At 39.8% G+C, this 18798-nt stretch carries 20 protein-coding genes and 1 other RNA gene; 4 read left to right on the forward strand and 17 right to left on the reverse strand.

What is annotated here, in order from left to right:
* Nucleotides 1-71 precede the first annotated feature (71 nt).
* From BTO28_RS08295 to BTO28_RS08305, 3 genes are all read right to left on the reverse strand, one after another.
* Nucleotides 72-1235, reverse strand: coding sequence for a substrate-binding domain-containing protein (locus BTO28_RS08295; protein WP_076765174.1), 1164 nt, complete (start codon nucleotides 1233-1235; stop codon nucleotides 72-74).
* Nucleotides 1236-1267: 32 nt separating this feature from the next.
* Nucleotides 1268-2083 (reverse strand): sugar phosphate isomerase/epimerase family protein, encoded by an 816-nt coding sequence (locus BTO28_RS08300; RefSeq protein WP_076765176.1) that lies wholly within the window; start codon nucleotides 2081-2083, stop codon nucleotides 1268-1270.
* A 173-nt stretch (nucleotides 2084-2256) separates the two neighbouring features.
* Nucleotides 2257-3258, reverse strand: a complete 1002-nt coding sequence (locus BTO28_RS08305; protein WP_076765178.1) for a LacI family DNA-binding transcriptional regulator — start codon at nucleotides 3256-3258, stop codon at nucleotides 2257-2259.
* Nucleotides 3259-3552: 294 nt separating this feature from the next.
* Here BTO28_RS08305 and BTO28_RS08310 point away from each other — a divergent pair, with 294 nt between their 5' ends.
* Nucleotides 3553-3783 (forward strand): cold-inducible protein YdjO-related protein, encoded by a 231-nt coding sequence (locus tag BTO28_RS08310; protein WP_076765180.1) that lies wholly within the window; start codon nucleotides 3553-3555, stop codon nucleotides 3781-3783.
* A 44-nt stretch (nucleotides 3784-3827) separates the two neighbouring features.
* Here BTO28_RS08310 and BTO28_RS08315 read toward each other — a convergent pair whose 3' ends face one another.
* The gene (locus BTO28_RS08315) at nucleotides 3828-4310 is read right to left on the reverse strand and encodes a DUF456 domain-containing protein (RefSeq protein ID WP_076765182.1); all 483 of its coding nucleotides are present in this window, start codon (nucleotides 4308-4310) and stop codon (nucleotides 3828-3830) included.
* A 66-nt stretch (nucleotides 4311-4376) separates the two neighbouring features.
* Here BTO28_RS08315 and BTO28_RS08320 point away from each other — a divergent pair, with 66 nt between their 5' ends.
* On the forward strand, nucleotides 4377-4754 hold the full coding sequence (locus tag BTO28_RS08320) for a nucleotide excision repair endonuclease (protein ID WP_076765184.1): 378 nt from the start codon (nucleotides 4377-4379) through the stop codon (nucleotides 4752-4754).
* A gap of 227 nt (nucleotides 4755-4981) precedes the next feature.
* On the opposite strand, the gene BTO28_RS08325 is transcribed toward BTO28_RS08320, so the two are convergent.
* Nucleotides 4982-5194, reverse strand: a complete 213-nt coding sequence (locus BTO28_RS08325; protein ID WP_233129849.1) for a hypothetical protein — start codon at nucleotides 5192-5194, stop codon at nucleotides 4982-4984.
* 294 nt (nucleotides 5195-5488) lie between these two features.
* Here BTO28_RS08325 and BTO28_RS08330 point away from each other — a divergent pair, with 294 nt between their 5' ends.
* A complete protein-coding gene (locus BTO28_RS08330; RefSeq protein WP_076765188.1) occupies nucleotides 5489-5656 on the forward strand; it encodes an aspartyl-phosphate phosphatase Spo0E family protein in 168 nt (55 codons plus the stop codon).
* Nucleotides 5657-5844: 188 nt separating this feature from the next.
* Here the strand turns inward: BTO28_RS08330 and BTO28_RS08335 are convergent, their stop codons facing one another.
* The 3 genes from BTO28_RS08335 to ssrS form a co-directional block, all read right to left on the reverse strand.
* The gene (locus BTO28_RS08335; protein WP_076765191.1) at nucleotides 5845-7536 is read right to left on the reverse strand and encodes a methyl-accepting chemotaxis protein; all 1692 of its coding nucleotides are present in this window, start codon (nucleotides 7534-7536) and stop codon (nucleotides 5845-5847) included.
* A gap of 95 nt (nucleotides 7537-7631) precedes the next feature.
* On the reverse strand, nucleotides 7632-9368 hold the full coding sequence (locus tag BTO28_RS08340) for a methyl-accepting chemotaxis protein (RefSeq protein WP_076765193.1): 1737 nt from the start codon (nucleotides 9366-9368) through the stop codon (nucleotides 7632-7634).
* Nucleotides 9369-9600: 232 nt separating this feature from the next.
* A non-coding RNA gene (gene ssrS / locus BTO28_RS08345) (6S RNA) lies at nucleotides 9601-9797 on the reverse strand.
* Nucleotides 9798-9937: 140 nt separating this feature from the next.
* Here ssrS and BTO28_RS08350 point away from each other — a divergent pair.
* A complete protein-coding gene (locus BTO28_RS08350) occupies nucleotides 9938-10921 on the forward strand; it encodes an LLM class flavin-dependent oxidoreductase (protein WP_076765196.1) in 984 nt (327 codons plus the stop codon).
* Between the two features lie 34 nt (nucleotides 10922-10955).
* Here BTO28_RS08350 and ppnP read toward each other — a convergent pair whose 3' ends face one another.
* From ppnP to BTO28_RS08395, 9 genes are all read right to left on the reverse strand, one after another.
* On the reverse strand, nucleotides 10956-11270 hold the full coding sequence (gene ppnP / locus BTO28_RS08355) for a pyrimidine/purine nucleoside phosphorylase (RefSeq protein WP_076765198.1): 315 nt from the start codon (nucleotides 11268-11270) through the stop codon (nucleotides 10956-10958).
* A 102-nt stretch (nucleotides 11271-11372) separates the two neighbouring features.
* A complete protein-coding gene (locus BTO28_RS08360; protein WP_083711415.1) occupies nucleotides 11373-11840 on the reverse strand; it encodes a hypothetical protein in 468 nt (155 codons plus the stop codon).
* Nucleotides 11840-12259: a hypothetical protein gene (locus tag BTO28_RS08365; RefSeq protein ID WP_076765200.1), complete on the reverse strand. Its 420-nt coding sequence runs from the start codon at nucleotides 12257-12259 to the stop codon at nucleotides 11840-11842. The genes BTO28_RS08360 and BTO28_RS08365 overlap by 1 nt, the downstream gene beginning before the upstream one ends.
* A 91-nt stretch (nucleotides 12260-12350) precedes the next feature.
* A complete protein-coding gene (locus BTO28_RS08370) occupies nucleotides 12351-12650 on the reverse strand; it encodes a hypothetical protein (protein WP_076765203.1) in 300 nt (99 codons plus the stop codon).
* 57 nt (nucleotides 12651-12707) lie between these two features.
* Nucleotides 12708-14543 carry an asparagine synthase (glutamine-hydrolyzing) gene (asnB, locus tag BTO28_RS08375; protein WP_076765206.1) on the reverse strand — a complete coding sequence of 612 codons (1836 nt, stop codon included), beginning with the start codon at nucleotides 14541-14543 and terminating at the stop codon, nucleotides 12708-12710.
* A 127-nt stretch (nucleotides 14544-14670) separates the two neighbouring features.
* Nucleotides 14671-15150, reverse strand: a complete 480-nt coding sequence (locus BTO28_RS08380; protein ID WP_076765208.1) for a glutathione peroxidase — start codon at nucleotides 15148-15150, stop codon at nucleotides 14671-14673.
* A 148-nt stretch (nucleotides 15151-15298) separates the two neighbouring features.
* The gene (locus BTO28_RS08385; RefSeq protein ID WP_076765210.1) at nucleotides 15299-15943 is read right to left on the reverse strand and encodes a TerD family protein; all 645 of its coding nucleotides are present in this window, start codon (nucleotides 15941-15943) and stop codon (nucleotides 15299-15301) included.
* A gap of 207 nt (nucleotides 15944-16150) precedes the next feature.
* Entirely contained in the window at nucleotides 16151-16984 is an 834-nt protein-coding gene (locus BTO28_RS08390; protein WP_076765213.1) for a GDSL-type esterase/lipase family protein, read from the reverse strand.
* A gap of 214 nt (nucleotides 16985-17198) precedes the next feature.
* Nucleotides 17199-18797 carry a methyl-accepting chemotaxis protein gene (locus tag BTO28_RS08395; protein ID WP_332888717.1) on the reverse strand — a complete coding sequence of 533 codons (1599 nt, stop codon included), beginning with the start codon at nucleotides 18795-18797 and terminating at the stop codon, nucleotides 17199-17201.
* Nucleotide 18798 lies beyond the last annotated feature (1 nt).

Here is an 18798-nt window from a genome sequence, read left to right on the forward strand (position 1 = left end):
CCCATGAATCCTCCGCCAATCATTCCTACGTTTAACTTTTTCATTATATTTTCCTCCAATTATTATATTTTTTACTTTATTGCGCTTTGAATTAAATCTGGAACTTCTTGTCGATATACAAGTTCCCAAGAATCTTCTAAATTATCTTTTGTTACTTGTACAGCAGGTGTTGTCACATATGACGGAGCTTCTTTTCCAAGAAGTGCATATCCAGCTAAAATGGCTTCCGCTATTCCTTGATCATAAGGAAGTTGTGCACCAAGTCCTTTTACTGTGCCGCCAGAAGCCATTTCCAATCCAACGTTTGTACCGAGGTCTGTCGTCGTAATAACTAGATCATCCCTTCCAGCTGTACGAGCTGCTGAAACAACACCTTCTCCTGGAACATCCCAAATTGCGAAGATTCCATCGAGATCACGGTGCTTCGTTAACATAGCAGATGCAACTTTTTCTCCATCATTCGGGCTTGTAATTCCGCCATGAGCCACAATTTCAATATCCGGGTATTTCTTTTTGATCGTTTCTTCAAAAGCTGTTTGACGCTGTTTTGTCACGAAGAAATCCGCATCATGGAAAACCACTCCAATTTTCCCTTTTCCGTCAAGTTCTTTAGCCATAACTTCTGCTGCTTCCACACCATTCCCATAGTTGTCCCCGGAAACAATGCTGACGAAGTCTTTTCCTGGTTTTAACCCTTGAGCTGTCCCATCCATGAAGACCAATTTGATTCCCGCTTCAGCAGCTTTTTTATAAGCACCTGCTGTTGACACGGGATCTACTGGAACACTTACAATAACATCAGGATTCTTGGCTGTGACTGTTTCAATATCTGAAACTTGTTTTTCCGCTTTAAACTGGGCGTCAGTTACTGCGATAACTTCGATGCCCATCCGCTTAAAACTCGCTTTTAATGCATCTGTTTGCGCGGTCATGTAGTCAGTTCCAGAGTAATGCATAACAAGTGCAGCGGTAAAATTGCCTTTTTTAATTTTCGAAATATCGTCTTCCGTTAATTCTAATGTTTTAGCTGAAACTGCCGCTTCACCAAAAGGCCCTTTTCCTAAAATCTCTTTATCTTCTATTTTAGGATTAATTGTTAAAGAACCGGTATCCGGTACCTCTACGGGTTTGTTAGCTGATTCTTTTTCAGTTGAACCACTTTGTCCGCCACAAGCCGCCAGCACAAGGCTGCCGCTCAATAACATAGCCGTGAATAATGAAGATTTTCTTTTCATAAAAGATCCCCCTTGTTCATTGTCCGTCAAATTTATTTTCTGTTTTCAAAACCTTTTAAATAGCGGCGGCTGATTTCTGCTCCTTTTTTCGGAACATCGTAACTGTCCAGTTCAACCGTAATCCAGTCATCGTATCCAGCTTCATCAAGAAGACGGATCATCTCATCAAATTTTTGATGACCTTCTCCTAAAGGAAGGAATTCACCATTTTGATAATCTTTGAAGTGGATGTATTTAATGCGATCCGCATATTTTCTAACGACTTCGACAGGATCCCCGCCGCCCGCTTCAATGTGTGCTGTATCCGGGCAAAGGTAAATATCTGTGAGCGGCATAAGCTTGTCCAACTGATCAGGCGCCTGGACGGTTGTGCCTAAGTGTGGATGATAGCTTGGAATCAAATTATGCTTCTCTGCAATTACCATTACTTGATTCAGGGCATCACCCAACTCTTTATAATCGCTTTCAACGATACCAGTTGAACGAACAGCACCCCCGCCGATCACTAAGTGACGGGCCCCTAATTCAGATGCAAGTGCTGCCACTTCTTCAATTTTAGCCAGTTCTTCTTTTAAAATATCCGGGTAGATAAAATTCCCTCCGGTATATACTCCAATAAATTCTAATGAATATTGTTTTAATAAAGATGTGAACTCCTCTTTTTTGTCTTTATACTGCATTAGATTCCCATCGAAAATTTCAAACCCTTTATAACCTGCTTCAGAGATTTCTTTCAAGGCTTCTTCAGTTGAACCATTCGCAAGGTAGTATAGATCTTTAATTGATGTGACGCCTGCAGGGTGACCAACTACTCCGCCCCATGTATTTGTTTGATATCCAAGTTTCATTGTTATATTTCCTCCATTCGATTTCGAAATCATAAATGTAATTGTAATCGGCGGTTTGTTTCTGATGGAAACCCATCACCCCCTCAAATAATACGGGCGAATGATGACCCAGTTCATGTAATCGATTACATTGAATCAAAAAAATACTCCTGATTTTTTAAACTCGGGGTGGCTCAAGCATTGTTCCTTGTGCACGAATCCCGTTCAATAAGACTATCTTCGAGTATATATTGATTTCTGGTTATTTCATCTTCGTTCATTAATTTCAACAGCAGTTCCATTGCCTTAGTTCCAATTTCAAAGGTAGGTTGAGATATGGTTGTTAATGGCGGTTCAAATATGGCCGAAAACTCAATGTCGTCAAATCCGATCACTGAGACATCTTCAGGAACTCGCAGCCCTCTGCTTTTAACCGCTTTCACAGCGCCGAACGCCATTTCATCATTTGCAGCAAACACAGCAGTCGGCGGATTGCTTAAAGCTAAAAACTTCATCATCATATTGTAGCCGCTGTCAAAAGTGAAGGTTCCTTCCTGAACTAAAAAGGGCTCCACCGAAAGATTATGTCTTGCCATTGCTTGTGTATACCCTTTAAGGCGATCCTTCCCGAGAACTACATTTAATGGACCCGTGATCGTACCGATTTTTTCATGTCCAAGTGCAATTAAATATTCTGTTGCTTTTCTCGCACTGCTTACATTATCAATCGACACAGTCGGAATAGTAGAACCTTCGATATACTCACAAGCAAGAACGAGCGGATAATCCACCGAGAATTTTTCAATTACGCCTGTTTCCATTCTTGCCGTCAGCATAACGATTCCATCCGCCTGCTTCTGGCGTAAGACATTTAAGTATTCTTCTTCCCGCTCCACATCATTGCCCGCGTCTCCAAGAATTACTTTATATCCATTTGAAACCGCGACAGATTCAATTCCTCTTAACACTTTTGAAAAGAACGTATTCGTAATATCTGGTACAATCACAAGGATCGTTTTTGTTTCCAGCCTTCTGAGCTGGCGTGCTAATACGTTCGGCTGATAGTTTAATTCTTGAATCGCTTTCAAAACTTTTTTTGATGTTTCTTCTTTGACAGCCTCTGGTTTGCTGATCACTCTAGATACTGTTGCAGTCGAAACATTTGCTTTCTGTGCCACGTCTTTTATGCTCACCATAAAGGCTCTCTCATTTCTTATTAATATTTCGTTTGTAATGTGATTGTAATCGATTACATCCGGAATATCAACACTTAAATAAAAAAAGTTTGAATTTTTGTTCTAATTGAAAATGAACTTGTATATACTTATGCATCACTTTCAGAAGTTATTGTAACCGATTACAATCAAAAAGGCAATTCATTTTCATAATAATCTTCGCTTTTCCTAATAAAATGATGAATTCATGTATCATTCACACCCAAAACGTGAGATAATAGGAACGAATGACAAATTTAACCCGGGGGTGACGTTATGTCTTATTACAGCAAAAATCGCACCGAACCATTGCCAAACGTCGATATTGAGACGTGGGAATGTACGTCGGACGACTGTATTGGCTGGATGAGAAAGAACTTTTCAGATGATAATTCGCCGTCGTGCCCATTTTGTGGAAGTGACATGCAAAACGGAACCCGCTTCACGAATTCTTTACAAAACAATACTTTTCGTAAACCGGCTGATGCCGAACAAAAAAAAGCGTGATTCCCTTCCTGGGAATCCGCTTTTTCTGCTTTAAATGTGTCACATTAAATGAATACTTCAACGAAAAACCATAGTAACATGAGAAGATGAATCACGATTTTTGCCAGTGTACCGCTTAAAAAACCGACCAATGTAGCATAGGCTGCAAGAATAGCCGTCTTGGCATTTTTTTGAATGATCAATTCAATGAGGAGAACCGCCGCAAAAGGCACAATCAAAATGCCAAATGGGGGGATAATGAATGAACCGGCGATGATAGCAGCAACAGCTGTCCACTCTCCCCACTTCGAGCCGCCATATTTCTTCACAAAGTAACTGTTGGCTAGAAAATCGGCGACAAAAATCAGTACTGTAAAGATGACCATAGCAATCCAGAAGATAATAGACAGCTCTTCTTTGCTGATTCCAAAATAGTAAAGTGCAAATCCCGCCCATAAAACCACCACAGAAGGAACAATCGGAAAAATAAATCCGATAAAACTAATGATAAATAATAAAATAATACCGGTCCATACTAAAATAGACATCCACAACCACCTCTACTTTGTTATGATAGCATTGTACCATTAAGTGAAGAATAGGAAGTGATTTATTTGATTAACATCGAAATGCCGAAAGCGGACTTCATTTTAACGAGAAAACGAAATCCCGAAGATACGAGTGAAGCACCCATTGCAAGAGAATATGGATTTACAGATTATCATAAAATTCCACGCGATAAAGCGGGTGTTTTTATGTTTTATGATGCGGACGACAACTTGCTATATGTCGGAAAGGCTCGCAAACTGCGCATGCGGATCCGCAAACATTTTGAAGACAACGTTTCTGATATTAAAAACCACCGTGATGATGTGCATAAAATTGTAGTTTGTATTGTGGACAGCCCGGTGGAACGCGACATTTATGAAACATTTATAATTAATACGTTTCAAGCGAAATATAATACGGAAAAAGTGTTTTTCAATTCATAATCTTTAAGCCCGGGTCATTAAGAACCGGGTTTTTTTGTGCCGGAAACATGACTTCTACAGTTGTCCCTTCTGAAAATATTCAATTCGCTGCTTTGGTTTTCAATAATTTTGCAGCAAGTCATTAACCAAAGCCGCAATCCCCTCTTTGCAGCTCATTCGCACAAGATTAACACCGCCGTCCGGCATCGCTTCTATCGTATTTTTTAACACATAAATAAAGACCTGTTTTAACTGCTTTGCTCACAAAAGATGGGTGGTGCCTCCTCTTCAATATCTACCTGGATGAGACCATTTCCCATCATTGCCTGGGAATTCATGAGTGCAACGACATCTTGCAGCAACGGCTGGATATCCTGCTCTTTAAAGACAACATCGATCGGTTTTGACAGACCTAAGAGTTCATTGACAATAAGGTTAACCCGATCAAATTCGCACAACATAATACCTATAAACTTTTTCATTATGCCTTGTCGAAAGCTGCTGGTAATCAGAAAGAATAAAAGCAAAAATAGACACGTCCTGTTTTTTTCAATGTCATTCCCTTTTCATACGTATTAATGTAATATTTTACCTAATAAAAAAAGAAAAATCCAGTCTTTTCGATCGCAAAATCTCGACAATCATGTAAGGTTATCAGAAGTTTTGTCGAATCTATTTCTTCCTCTTTAAAAATTTTTTATACTATATCCTGTTCTGTTTTTTATTACGAAACTATTTTTTGGAGGTTCATATTCATGAATAATCATGAAAGCTTTGATGAATTAATGGTTCAAATTAAAACTGTTCGCAAATTAATGATTACGACTGGTACCATGAAAGGGCTTGACCATATTGAGACCCTTCAACATAGCCAAAGGCTTGACAAGTTAATGAATCAGTATCAATTTCAAAGTAAATTTTAATAACATTACATGTAAGATACGGAATGAAAATTTTTTTCATAAAAAAGAAAATTCCCGTTCATAGCGAACGGGAATTACTTTTTTTAGAGACTATCATAATTGTTTAAGAATAAGAACGAAGGATCAAATTCTCTATCTGTCTCTTATTTGCTAACATAACGTAATACACAAGAAAGAGTAATAGTCTGTTAAACTTTAAATTTGCTTACAAGTTCTTGTAAGTTCATCGCCATTTCCGACAATACATTAGACGCAGAAGATATTTCTTCCATCGATGCCATTTGCTCTTCTGTTGAAGCTGCTACAGTTTGAGAATGCATCGAAGCATCTTTTGAAACGGTTGTGATGTTTGTCACCGTTGCTGAAACTTCCTGTGCACTTGCGGACATTTGCTCGGCTGTTGCTGCCATATCATCAATTTGTGTACCCATGTGCTCCATTGAACGTAAAATCTCCGCAAAACTTTTTTCTGTTTTTCCGACGATATCAAGCCCTTCTTTTACTTCTATTTTGACTTGATTAATCGAGTTATTGGACCGTCCCATATTCACTTGGATTTCCTTAATAAGCTCAGAAATTTGTGTAGATGACTCCTGTGATTGTTCAGCTAATTTGCGAACCTCATCCGCCACTACCGCAAACCCTTTTCCATGTTCTCCTGCCCGTGCAGCTTCGATCGCTGCATTGAGTGCCAATAAATTCGTTTGGTTGGCAATACTGGTAATCACTTTTGAAATTTCGCCAATTTCCTGCGATCGTCTATCCAACAACTTTATCGCTTCACTGCTTTCATTAACCGAATGATCAATTGACTGAATCTGCAAAGCAGTTTTCTCAACAAATTCCCCGCCTTGCTTTGCCTGCTCGGCCGTTTTTGATCCAGCTTCCGCAATTACACTTGAACTTTCTGCAATGTTGCCAACTGCAATCGTTACTTCTTCTAACGATTTTGCACTTCCTTCTAGGCTGGAAGTTGTTTCTTCCGATCCGTCTGCAACATGTTGAATCGACATGGTTATCTCTTCTGTCGCTTTGCTTGTCTGCTCAGCGCTGGCTGTTAATTCCTCAGATGAAGCAGCAACCTGCTCGGATGTTTGAACCACATCAATAATCATTGACCGTAAGCTTTCCCTCGTAGCATTGTAGCTATTTGCAAGGTCGGTCAGTTCATCTCCTGCGTGATCATGCACCTCTGTTGTAAAATCCCCATTCCCCGCATTTTCCAACGCTGTGGAAATAGCTGTTAATCGTTTCTTTAATCCGCGTGTGAACCAGAATATAACGAGAGATGAAAGTAAAATAATGACTGCTAACACAATTAAGAAAATTTTTAGAAAGCCTGAAATGGTTTGATCGATAATTTGCTGTGATGCACCTACATAAAAAATCCCAATTTCCTCTCCAGAGCTATTTTTTAGCGGCATGTACGCTGTTTGATACCGGTTTCCTGCAACTTCTGCTTCTCCATAATAGTTTTCACCATTTTCCAGCACCACATTTTCCACCTCTGGGGATACTGTTGTTCCTACAGCCCGTTCTCCGTCCGTCATCACATTTGTCGCTATGCGTGTATTCCCTTGAAAAATAGTGACTGTATCCCCTGTGTCTTCTCCTATCTTATCCACAGGCTCAAAATTCTCATTCATGGCTGTATCGCCTTTATAGAGCTTGTCACCTTTTATCGCCCATTCACCAGGATATTTATTATCAATATATCGGTATGCTAAACCAAGATCACCTTTTGCCTTTTCAATAGCAAATTGCTTGATTCCCGCACCTACCTGCTGAATGACCACAGCTCCTACAATAACGGATAGAAACAAAACAATCCCTAGAACAATCAGATTGATCTTTGCTCCTAATTTTAATTTTTTCCCCATTTTAAATCCCCCTTCTGAAACCTTGCCTGACTTAACTCGACAAAAAAGCTCGTATACCTCTTAAAGTATACAAGCTTTTCCAAGGATAATACATACTATACTTTAAATTTGCTTACAAGTTCTTGTAAGTCATATGCCATTTTTGATAACGTGCTAGATGATGAGGATATTTCTTCCATTGAAGCCAGCTGCTCTTCTGTTGAAGCCGCTACACTTTGAGAATGCATTGATGCATCTTTTGAAACGGTTGTGATGTTCGTCACCGTTGCTGAAACTTCTTGTGCACTTGCAGACATTTGCTCAGCTGTTGCTGCCATATCATCAATTTGTGTACCCATGTGCTCCATTGATCGTAAAATGTCAGCAAAGCTTTTTTCTGTTTCTTCCACGATCTCAAGACCTTCTTTTACCTCGGATTTCACTTGATTAATAGAGTCATTTGAGCGGCTCATATTTACTTGTATTTCTTTAATCAGTTCTGAAATTTGCGTAGAGGACTGCTGCGATTGCTCTGCGAGTTTACGAACTTCATCCGCTACTACCGCAAAACCTTTTCCATGCTCTCCCGCCCGTGCTGCTTCGATCGCTGCATTTAGTGCTAACAAATTCGTTTGATTAGCAATATCGGTTATGACTTTTGAAATTTCGCCAATTTCCTGTGATCGTCTGTCCAACAGCTTGATCGCTTCACCGCTTTCGTTAACCGAACGATCAATTGCCTCAATTTGAAGAGCTGTTTTTTCGACAAATTCTCCGCCTTGCTTAGCCTGTTCCGCTGTTTTTGAGCCCGTTTCCGCAATCGTGTTAGAGTTTTCAGCAATGTTGCCGACAGCAAATGTGACTTCTTCTAACGATTTTGCACTTTCTTCCAAACTTGATGTTGTATTTTCCGCACCACCTGCAATGTGCTGAACAGACTCCGTGATTTCTTCCGTTGCCCTGCTTGTCTGCTCCGCACTCGCTGTCAGTTGCTGAGATGAAGCAGCCAACAGTTCAGAAGACGTTTTAACCTCACTAATTAACTCCCTCATATTTCGTGTCATGTTATTAAAATCTTTCGCCAGCTGCCCGACTTCATCTTTTGTTTTAACAATTACTTCCTCAGTAGAAAAGTCACCTTCTGCAGCTAGGTTCAATTCTTTTCCAATAACCTTAATCGGCTTTGTTATACGATTAGAGAAATAGTTTACTAGAATCATGCCGGCAATTAACGAGACCGCACCAATCGCTGAAACTAAATATAACACTTTATTAGATGCTTGATTAAACTCTGTTAAATATGCTCCTGATCCGACAATCCATCCCCAGTGCGGATCCAATTCAACATAAGAAACTTTTGTTTCCACTTTACCTGTACTTGGATCTTCCCATTTATAGGTGACAAACCCTCCGCCATTCGATCCGATTTCAACAAATTCTTCCCCGATCATCACACCGTCTTCAGATTGTACATCTGTTAAGTCCTGTCCTTCATTTCCAGGGTTCATGACCGATACAGCATTTTCATTTACCGCCCATGTATAACCAGTTTCCCCGACTGTATACTCCTTTTTGATCGACCGTTCATTATCCGCGTTTTTTTCACTTAACAATTCTTGACGAAGTTTTTCCTGCGCTTCTTCTAGCGTCAGGTTTCCTGCTTCAACTTCTTCATTTAAAAGGTTAATCATCCCAATCGTCATTTTTACATTATTTTTAAGTTGTGTTTCACCGGACTTTTCTAATTCGTTTTTCGACATCCCATATGTACTTATCCCTATAATCGTTGTAGGAATCAGCAAAATAAACAAACATAAAATAATTAATTTGTTTTTTAATGAATGTAATTTCATAAATTATCCTCCTATTTTTTAAACTTCCTATTTTTCTATTATCATACATTAAATCCATCTTTAATTCTATGAGTTAATAGTTCTTTTTGCCTAAAAAAAAGAAATTATTCGAAAATTCGTCATTATACAACAAAAAAACACGACAGGTATACTCCGTCGTGTCAATTTCATCTATTTCCATGTCTTTATAAAAAAATCAGTCCCATGCGGAACTGATTTTAGAGCATTTTAAATATGAGCCGCCTTTGCCGTATTTCATTATATAAGAAAGTTTTAAACCACCACTCCTCAAAGTGGGTGTTTGCAAAAATGTTCATGCGTGTCCTCCCGTTATGAAAAGAGGCATGTCATTCTCATTTTAATTTTAAACTCCCTTTTACAGCTTAAAGGTTAAAACTTAATTATTCATTACGTACAACGCAGCTGTATTAGTATATTACTTCATATTTCTTCACATTTCAACAGTAAAAAATCCCTAATTCCCTTTGATATGTGAGTCCCTTTATTTTGCCTAACGAAAGATTCCTGCTACACTAATACACACAAATAATAGAAAGAAGTGTCTCACTATGTCTATCAAATACTCAGTATTGGACCTTTCTCCCATCACGACCGGCGGAACACCGACCGATTCTTTCCGAAATACAGCAGATTTGGCCCGTCAGGCGGAAAAATGGGGATATAATCGATATTGGCTCGCCGAACACCATAATATGCCTGGTATTGCGAGTTCTGCAACCGCAGTCGTAATTGGACACGTTGCTGCGTCAACAAAAACAATCCGTGTCGGTTCTGGAGGCATCATGCTGCCAAATCATTCACCGCTCGTCATTGCTGAACAATTTGGGACCCTTGAATCATTGTTTCCCGGCCGTATTGATCTCGGTCTAGGACGAGCGCCAGGCACAGATCAAGTGACCATGCGTGCACTTCGACGTGACAGCCGAAGTGACGGACATGATTTTCCAGACCAGTTAGCTGAACTTCGCGCTTATTTCCAGCCTGGAAATAAGCCTGTTAGAGCAATCCCAGGGGAAGGATTGAACATACCAATCTGGTTACTAGGCTCCAGTGGTTTTAGCGCCCAGCTTGCCGGACAACTCGGTTTGCCTTTCTCTTTCGCTAGTCACTTTTCTCCTAATAATACATTGCCGGCACTCTCTTTATACCGACGTTATTTCCAGCCATCTGATGTGCTTGATAAACCATATGCGATGCTGGGCGTTAATATCATTGCAGCCGACACAGATGAAGAGGCACAACGGCTCGCTACGTCTATGCAGCAGCAATTTTTAAATCTTATTCGTAATAAACCGGCACCGCTTCACCCGCCTGTGGACAACATGGATGAATTATGGACTGAATATGAAAAAGCGACACTTCAGCAGCAAATCGGCTCATCCATCATCGGCAGTCCTGAAACCGTTAAACGAAAACTGAGTGCGTTCATACATGAAACGGAAGCAGACGAAATCATGGTTAACGCTCAAATCTATGATCATGAAGCGCGCCTTCATTCGTTTGAAATTGTTGCAGATTTGCAGCATTCCTAACAATGGAGCCAGATATCTGGCTCCTTTTTATGTATTACTCATTCAAATAAGAACAGCAGTAATCAGCAACTGTATGCACTTTTAATTGGAACGACTCATTAGCAGGCACATAAAAGATGCCGCTTCCATCGATCGTTACCCAGTCATGTCCTGACAACTTGTATTCCAGCTTCCCTGATATGATTTCCATTTCTTCTTTCAAGTCCGTAGAGAATTCATATTCTCCTGGAAGCATAATACCCAGCGTTTTTTTTGTTCCATCTGGAAATAAAACCGTTCTGCTTGTTACTTTTCCATTAAAATAAATATTTGCCTTTTTGATAATGCCTACATTATTCAGTTGTGTCATTTTTTTAACCTCCTCATTTATCAGATAATTTACCATAAAAATTTTTCAGATAAAACAAAAATTTTTACAGCTAAACGTCTAGAAACATCTTGCACCCCTCCTCTATATAGTAAATGAATAACGAATGAAGACGGCTATCTTAAAATGAACTATAGTGAAAAAAATAGACAATATATACATGTTCAGCGCAATCACCCCATCCGATACAACTGGGATACTGCAAAGAGAAGGATTTTGTATCACTGCACCCAGCATCGTTCCCATCAACCCGCCTATAGACCCATTGTAAATCCCGGTGAGGCGGGCGGGATTTTTTAAAATAGACCCAAATTTCCAGCCAATCCAAATCCCGATTAGAATCGGACAAAGAAAAAGGAATTTGTTCAAAGAAGCAACAACTAATTCTAGGTGCAAAGCCACGGAAAATGAATGGATCATAGCTGCGGTCATACACATCGTCATCGTGAAACGATCATCAAATAACATATGCTTCTTTTTAAAAAGCCGGTATACTAAATGAACCCCGATTATATTCCATACGCAGCATATAATTATAAACAGCAATACCATCACGACCTCTGAATAGAAATCAAAATCGTAACAAGCGTAGCGAAAAACAGTCCATGAAGAAACAATAGAAAAAGGAATGGTACTTCTAATACCGCTCCAAGCATTGGTGACATGATCCCAATCATTAACCCATTCGTTAACCCCGTAATAAATGTTTGATAATCAAAAAGCAAGCCAAATAACGCCCCGGTCAATGCGCCCGTTAAAGCGGAGAGGATGGTAATTGCCGTAAAGTGAAACGGGAATTGCCAGATGAGGACTATGCCTGACAGCAACGCAGTCATCCCGCCCATTACATTGCTAATATTCATGCCTAACTGAAACCCGATTAGTTTCTTTTTTCGAAACACATAAATATAAAATCCAATACACATGCAAATGTCCATATAAACGAAAAGAGAAATTGGGAATGCCGTCATAACATCACCTCTCTATAACATATGAAAAATGAAAGTAAACGTTAAAAGAGACCCCTTCTAAAGAAGCGGTCTCTTACAAACAAATAATATATTACTCACTGTGTATATCGAATGTGATATCTTGATTCCGATGGTCAATACTCGCAACACTGTAAAAGCGGTTGTCGATTCTATCAACATCAGGCGTTTCAAATTTATAATACGTCTTTATCCGGTCTTTTCTATCTGTAAAATAGCGATCGGATACCATTTCGTAAAATGCTGAAGACTCGCCGCATTTAATATGAAAGTGAGTGCCTTCGCCGATTTTAAAATCTTCCTCGAACAATTCACTTTGCTGCCACTCGCCATATCCACTTCGATACAAACATTTCATTTTGTTCTTTTTCATTGTCAGCACTCCTTCCTTGTTGATAATATATTCCCTTATTCAGCAAACGAAAACATCTTACTTGTCACAAAATCTTACATTATATTCTTCAAACCACATATTCAACTGAACAAAATATGCTATTAACTGGGGACCCGTCATGAGCTGGCCAAACCATGGTGCTCGAAACGAAGAGCCGCCAGAATCAACAAGTTCCTTCAAGGCTGCGTGTGAGAAAAATTCAAGCAATGGCGAGTCCTTTCTCAGAATATCACCAAGCATTTTGCTTACTTCCGCTGTGTAGTCTGGATGATGCGTTTTCGGATACGGACTTTTCTTCCGGTACAATACTTCGCCAGGCAATACCCCTTCAAGTGCTTTTCGTAAAATTCCTTTTTCTCGTCCATCTGCCATTTTCATCTCCCACGGAATATTCCAAACATACTCAACAAGACGATGATCCGCAAATGGCACCCGCACTTCAAGCCCGGCTCCCATACTCATTCGATCTTTCCGCTCAAGAAGAGCCGCCATAAACGACACCATATTTACATAAAACATCTCTCTGCGCTTCCGTTCAATTCCGTTCTCACCATCCATTTTTGGTGTTTCGGAAACCATCTCATTGTACCGGTCATGCACATATTCCTCCAGTGGCAGGACTTTTCGCCATTTTTCGTTCAACACCCTTTTCTTTTCTGGCAGCGACTTCATCCAAGGAAACGCATTCCCAGTTAATAATTCTTCCCGATGAAACCACGGGTACCCGCCAAAAATTTCGTCGGCACATTCACCCGATAAACCAACAGTGAAATCGCGCTTAATTTCCTCACAAAACCACAGTAATGAGGAATCAATATCCGCCATTCCTGGCAAATCCCGGGCAATCATCGCTTCTTTTAATTTTTCAGCAAGCTCGCTTTGACCAATGATTGATGTATGGTGGATGGATCCCGTATATTTTTGCATTTTGTCTATCCACGGACGATCTTCTCCTGGCTGAAACAAATTTTTTTGAAAAAAACGGCTGTTTTCTTCGTATTCAATTGAATACGTATAGAGTGGACCTCTCCCGTGTTCTTGAAAATAATGTGCCGCAAATGCGCTGATTGCACTCGAATCAACCCCTCCCGACAAAAATGTGCAAACCGGCACATCTGCCGTCAGCTGACGTTCTACGGCATCTTTAAGCAAATAACGAACGTGCTCTGCTGTTTCATTAAGGGAATGGACATGTTTATCGCTTTTTACATTCCAGTACCTCCAAATTTTCAATCCGTTTTCGTTATACGTTAGCGCATGAGCAGCCCGCAATTCTTTCAAATCTTTAAATACACCGTGTCCCGGTGTTCTCCCCGGACCGAGCGCAAAGATTTCCATCAATCCCGTACGATCAACTTCCACTTTTATATCCCGATGCGCGAGTATTGATTTTAACTCCGAGCCAAATAATAAGGACTCATTCGATTCTTTAAAAAAAAGCGGCTTTACCCCTAACCGATCCCTGGCCATAAACAGCTCTTGTTTCGTTTCATTCCATACAGCGAAAGCAAAAATACCGTTTAAATAATCGACACATTGGTCCTGCCATTCAATAAACGCCTTTAATAACACTTCTGTATCGGAATGTCCCTGAAACGCGTATCCTTTTCTTAGAAGCTCTTTCCTAATTTCTTCTGTGTTATACAGCTCACCATTGTAGACAATCGTGTATTGTTCCCGGGTCATCGGCTGAGCGCCTCCTGCCGGATCCACGACAACAAGACGAGTATGACCGAAAGCAGCATGACGAGAAGTCCACACGCGGAAGTCATCAGGGCCGCGCTTTTTTAGGGTGGCCGCCATGCTTTCTGCCATTTCTTGTTCATTCGTCAAATCTCGTTTAAAATCTACCCAGCCGGTTATTCCACACATACACATCATCCTTTCCTGCATTAATGTATTCAGGTGGCAGCGCTGTCATGACAACGAAAAAACTCCGTCGGCATTTACGCCCGGAGCTTGGAGTAGAAAAGTATTTGCATTTAATCACTAAATACAGTCATATTAATATGTTCTTCAATTCTTCTTCTATTTTTTCAGGAGCAGTAGTCGGTGCATACCGTTCGACAACCTGCCCGCTTCGATCCACCAAGAACTTCGTAAAATTCCACTTGATTTTTTTTGACAATATCCCTTTTTTCTCTGTTGTCAAATGTTTATAAAGTGGATCTGCATTGTCGCCATTTACATCTATTTTCGCAAACATCGGAAATGAAACACCGTAATTCAAGCGGCAAAATTCCGTTGTTTTATCGATATCATCAAATTCTTGATTATTAAACTGATCGCATGGAAACCCAAGTACCACTAATCCGTCATCCTTATATTTTTCATATAAAGACTGCAGTCCTTCAAACTGGGGTGTTAACCCGCATTTGCTTGCTGTGTTGACAATGACCAAAGGCTTACCTTCATACTCTTTTAATGAGATTATCTCTCCATTCGGTTTCTTCACTTTAAATTCATAAACACTTGTCACATTCCGTCCTCCTTTTATCAAACACGACGACAAACCGCCTTAACACATTGGATACATTGCCATCTTTGTAGTACTGCTTATATATCTCTGAATTAACCGTACTCAAAAAATAGAAAAGAAGCAACTGAGCATACTTAAAAAACCACTCTTAAAAAAGTGGTTTTTTCGAGTGCAGCGGTGACAATTTGGTCATCGTTTTCTTTTTCTTAAAAAAGGAGGCAGGCAGTTCGTTCATCCCGAATTTCTGGCACAGGGATGCAAGACCGCCGCCAACTCCTTTGCCGGATACCTCAAATGTCCATCCGCTTCCCTTTCGGCACACTTCACCAACGATCAGCGCCTTTTCGTCGGAAAAGTCCAATCCCAGCTTATATCGGTACATTTCTTTTTTTGTAGCGTCATTTACAACGCGCACAAACGGTTCATTTACTTGACCGAAAGAATGGCCACGCTCTTCCCCTTCATGCACAAAAATCGCCACCACCACTTTATCGACAGCAGGAGGCATATGTGATAATTGAATGAATATTTCCTCATCATCGCCTGTTCCGGCACCAGTTTGGTTATCGTTTGATAAAACCACCGCCCCATTTGCAGCGGTTAATTGATTGTAAAACACGATATGTTCATGCGAAAGGACAAGCCCGGCTTCGTCTACTAGTAAAGCGACAGCGTCTAAATCAAAACGCGCTAACGATTCCCCGCTTATGTTCCATCCAAGACCAAGACGAATCGATGTCAATGCAGGGGATTGCTTTGTTAAATCAACTTTTTCACCTTTAAACAGTTTCATCACTTTAACTCCTCCTATTAAGGAAAGATATATGAAATTCAGAAAACCACGGACATAGTTGTAGAGCCTGCCAAATAAGTATGCGTCTTTACTATTCATAATGTCTTCATCACTTTCATTTATCGGAAGACATAATAAAAGTGAAAGGGGAAAAGATAAATATGTCGAAAAAATAGCGCAAAATCACATTAAACGTGTTGAAGGTGTTTACGGCTGTTCCTCCGGTTCTCTCGTATCCTTTCTAAATTGAATCAGCATCTGTTCTGAAATCGCATTATACCCCAGTGCATTCGGATGTACACCGTCATAAGCAAGATTCTGCGGTTTCTCGCTATTAATGACAGCCGTCGTTTCAATGACAACTGCGTTATCCAATTTCGATGCAAGTTGATAAAGTTTTAAATTCCATTTAGGCAGCACTTTATCAGCTACATCATAAAATTCATTATTTTGTTCTAATGGGTTGTATAGCTCCAGTAAAAGTAGTGTCGCATCCGGATTGAGTGTTTTAATCCGATTCGTAATGCTCGATAAGTTATTGTCAAAAGTCTTCTGAAGTGTATCAAACGAACGAATTGCTTCATAAAAACCCTTCTCAAATCCGAGACGCAGTATGTCATTGCCGCCAATATTTATGGTGATAATATCTGCCGTTTTAATCTGTTCATCATATGTTCCTTGTTGAACTAATTCGTTTAATTCGGAGCTTGTCATCTCGTTAATTCCCTCGTTCTGATAAAAAACGTCTTTTTTTATGTCCTCTTCAAGTTCTACAGAAAAAGACTCGACCAGATTCTCATTCGGGTTTGCACCATAGCCTTTTATAATAGAATCACCAATTGCCAGATGCTGAATGGTTGGTTTATCAATCGATCGATAATACTCCATATATGTAACTTCATGTTCACTTGCCCATGCAGGCGAATCGGACACAGATTCTTTTTTCATTTGGTTAATTTGATATTGTGGATAATAAATCCAAATACACACACCTAACACGACTGCTGCCAACAGACCAAGTATATATGCAAAGAACTTCATCTTCCTTGCCCTCTTCCTCCTTCTTCATATAAATACATCAAAGCATTGTCAAAAGATCGACAATTTATACTTTTATAATAAAAAATAGTTTCTTTCAAATATTGTATATTTTATCAGAAAAATATAATAAAATCATTTATTAAGACTTTCCATGACCGTAATAAAAATGAAAGGCTGGCTACAAAATTGTAGCCAGCCTTTTTAGTATACGGGTTTATTTAAGTTTGAAAATGGCCACAGATTGATTCAGGCCTTCTGCAAGATTGGCAAGAGATTGAGCTGTACTCGCTGTTTGTTCACTGCCCGCTGCCGCTTCTTCTGTAGCAGCTGAAATGCTTTCGATTGAATTCAGTACTTCAGCTGTTTGTGCAGCTTGCTCTTCACTTGCTGCCGCAATTTCTGTCACTCTCGCTGCTGATTGGTTGACCATATTCAAGATATTTTCAAACGCTTCTCCGGTTTGTACAGAGGTGACAACCCCTTCTGCGACTGCTTTTACGCTTTGCTGTGTATTTTGCTGCATTCCATTAATAATATCCGTAATTTCTTTTGTCGCTTCACCGCTTCGTTCAGCTAATTTGCGCACTTCATCTGCAACGACCGCAAATCCACGCCCTTGTTCGCCAGCACGCGCTGCTTCAATCGTTGCATTTAAGGCAAGAAGATTCGTCTGGCTGGAGATATCATCAATGACTGAAATGATTTCACCAATTTTATTTGAATCTTTTTCGAGTAAAGACATTTGTTCATTTACCAGATTCATACTTTCTATCGAGGAGCTAATTACGTTGCCTCCGTGTTTGGCTATACCCATTGTTTCATTTGTTAACTCAGACGTTTGTTCCGCAGTTGCAGCCACTGAATTAATCGCCGTCGATAATTCACGGAATAACTCATTCATGACCTGCGCTTCATTCGCCTGGCTTGTACTTCCGTTAGCAATTTCTTCAGTAGAGGCAGAAATTTCTTGAGCCGCTGCTGATACATTTTCAGCCGAACCCAGGATTTCTCCTACTGTCGTTCTTAAACTTAATACCATGTTATCGACTGATTTTGCCAGCTGTCCGATTTCGTCTTTTGTATCAATCTCCATTGTTTCCGTTAAATCACCGGAAGACACTTTACCAACTACTCCTACAACTCGATTTAATGGGCGTGAAATGACTTGTGCAATAAAGTAGCCCATTCCGATACTAAGAATTAATGAAACAATAATAACGATAATCGTAATCGTTTGGGAACTTTTAAATAATGCATTTGCGTCTTCACTTGATTTTTTTGCCAGTTCTGAATTGTAGTCAATTAACTCCTGCAAAACGCCTTCCACTTCATCTCCTGTTTCCCTAAATTCAGGAGCAAGTCTGTTATAGGCTTCATCATTGTCGTCATGAGCGTATTGAATCGCCTGATCCATCAATTGATTGTACTCATGCCATGCAGGTTCAAACCTGTCCAGTAATTCTTGTTCTTCTTTAATTACGTACGTACTTTTATAATTATCAATCTCTTTATCTACTTCTTTTCTTAACTCATCAATACTTTGCTCCAGCTCAGCTTTTTTGCCTGGAGTATCCGCGGTAAAATTCATATCCCGGATATTCACTCTCATTTGTTGATACAACACTTGTGAACTAGAAATATAGTCAATCGGAATGACTCTCTCTTTATACATAAAGTCTAGTTCCGTATTAATTTTACTCATATTATTCAAACCAAAGAATCCGACAAATCCTAATACAGTTGCCATTAAAACAAACGCAGAAATTAATTTCACTGACGTTCTCAAGTTATAAAACCATTTCAAAATCGACACC

It is taken from the genome of Domibacillus epiphyticus (assembly GCF_001975785.1).
Lineage (GTDB): Bacteria > Bacillota > Bacilli > Bacillales > Domibacillaceae > Domibacillus > Domibacillus epiphyticus.